Origin of the sequence: Streptomyces sp. NPDC059816, assembly GCF_042732055.1 — a bacterium.
GTDB lineage: Bacteria > Actinomycetota > Actinomycetes > Streptomycetales > Streptomycetaceae > Streptomyces.
In genome coordinates, this window is sequence record NZ_JBHWIQ010000002.1 from 1 (window position 1) to 1800 (window position 1800).

The following is a 1800-nucleotide window of genomic DNA, read 5'->3' on the forward strand; positions in this document are numbered from 1 at the left end:
ACCACGACCCCCGCCACATGAACGGGACCGACACACCCAAAACCGACAGCACGGGATTGACGAACGACATCGAGGCACCCCCCCCCCCAGATGGTTACTCCCACCCGGCGCGCCACCCGCGCCGGTCAGACGAACCGGAGATCACATGAGCACGCCCCTCCCCCGCACCCGACGCGTCGTCACCGTCCCGCTCGGCATGGCCCTCGCCTCCACCCTGGCGTTCCTGCCGCACGCCACCCCGGCCACCGCCGCCGACACGGAGACCGCGCCGTCCGCCCTGAGCGCCGCACCCGTGGGGACGAACCTCAGCTACGTCGTCAACCTGAGCCACCAGCACGCCGCCGACTCCGTCGAGCGGGCCATCCGCAAGGCCGGCGGCACCGTCGTCGCCACCTACCGGAAGATAGGCGTGATCGTCGCCCACTCCGCCGACCCGGAGTTCGCGAAGGTGCTGCGCACGGTGCGCGGCGTGGAGTCGGCGGGCGCCACCCGCACCGCACCGCTGCCCGCACAGGCCACCGGCGTCCTGGAGGCGCCCGAGGAACTGTCCGCCGCGGAGGTCGCGGCGGCCACCGAGACGGCAGGCGCGTCCCAGGACCCGTTGCAGCCCCTCCAGTGGAGCCTGCCCGCGATCAAGGCCGACCGGGCCCACGAGCGGACCCTCGGCAGCAAGGACGTCACCGTCGCCGTCATCGACACGGGCGTCGACGACACCCACCCGGACATCGCCCCGAACTTCGACCGCGAGGCGTCCGTCAACTGCGTGTCCGGTGCCCCCGACACCCGGGACGGCTCCTGGCGCCCCGGCCCCGGTGAGAGCGCCCACGGCACGCACGTCGCCGGGGAGATAGCCGCGGCCAAGAACGGCACGGGCATGACCGGAGTGGCCCCCGGCGTGAAGGTCTCCGGCATCAAGGTGTCCACCCCGGCCGGCTTCTTCTACACCGAGGCCGTCGTGTGCGGCTTCATGTGGGCCGCCGAGAACGACGTGGACATCACCAACAACAGCTACTACACCGACCCCTGGTACTTCAACTGCGCCGACGACCCGGACCAGAAGGCGCTGATCGAAGCCGTCTCCCGGGCCGCCCGCCACGCGGAGCGCAAGGGCGCCGTGAACATCGCGGCGGCGGGCAACGAGAACTTCGACCTCGCCGCCGACGAGCTGACCGACCCGTCGAGCCCCAACGACAGCACCCCCGGCACCCGGGTCGTGGACCCCTCCGAGTGTCTCGACATCCCGACCCAGCTCCCCGGGATCGTGACCACCGCGTCGACCGGCGCCAAGGGCATCAAGTCGTCGTTCTCCAACTACGGCAAGGGCGTCGTCGACATCGCCGCTCCCGGCGGGGACTCGACGAGGTACCAGCCGCCGCAGGCCCCCGCCACCAGCGGTCTGATCCTCGGCACCCTGCCCGGCGGCGGCTGGGGCTACATGGCCGGCACCTCGATGGCCTCCCCGCACGCGGCCGGCGTCGCCGCACTCATCAAGTCCACGCACCCGCGCGCCACCCCCGCGCAGGTCAAGGCCCTGCTGTACCGCGGCGCCGACGCCACCGCGTGCACCGACCCGTACGACATCAACGGCGACGGCAAGGTCGACGCCGTCTGCGAGGGCGGCAAGAACCGCAACGGCTTCTACGGAGTGGGCGTCGCGGACGCCCTGGACGCCGTCAGCAAGTAGGCGCAGCGGGGGGGGGGGGGGCGCCCGCCGCGGCGCCCCCCCGCGCCCGCGCGCCCCCGGGGGGGGCCCCGCGGCCGGCGGCTTTAACCAAGCCGCCCCACCGCCCCCGCGGCCCC

General features: G+C 73.4%; 1 protein-coding gene. It reads left to right on the top strand.

Annotated features, from left to right (window positions below; genetic code table 11):
- Positions 1-145 precede the first annotated feature (145 nt).
- Positions 146-1684, top strand: a complete 1539-nt coding sequence (locus tag ACFV88_RS02610) for a S8 family serine peptidase (protein WP_385485203.1) — start codon at positions 146-148, stop codon at positions 1682-1684.
- The last annotated feature ends 116 nt before the right edge of the window (positions 1685-1800 follow it).

Coding starts and splice junctions, on each gene's coding strand:
- ACFV88_RS02610 (WP_385485203.1), top strand. CDS start 146: ATGAGCACGCCCCTCCCCCGCACCCGACGCGTCGTCACCGTCCCGCTC.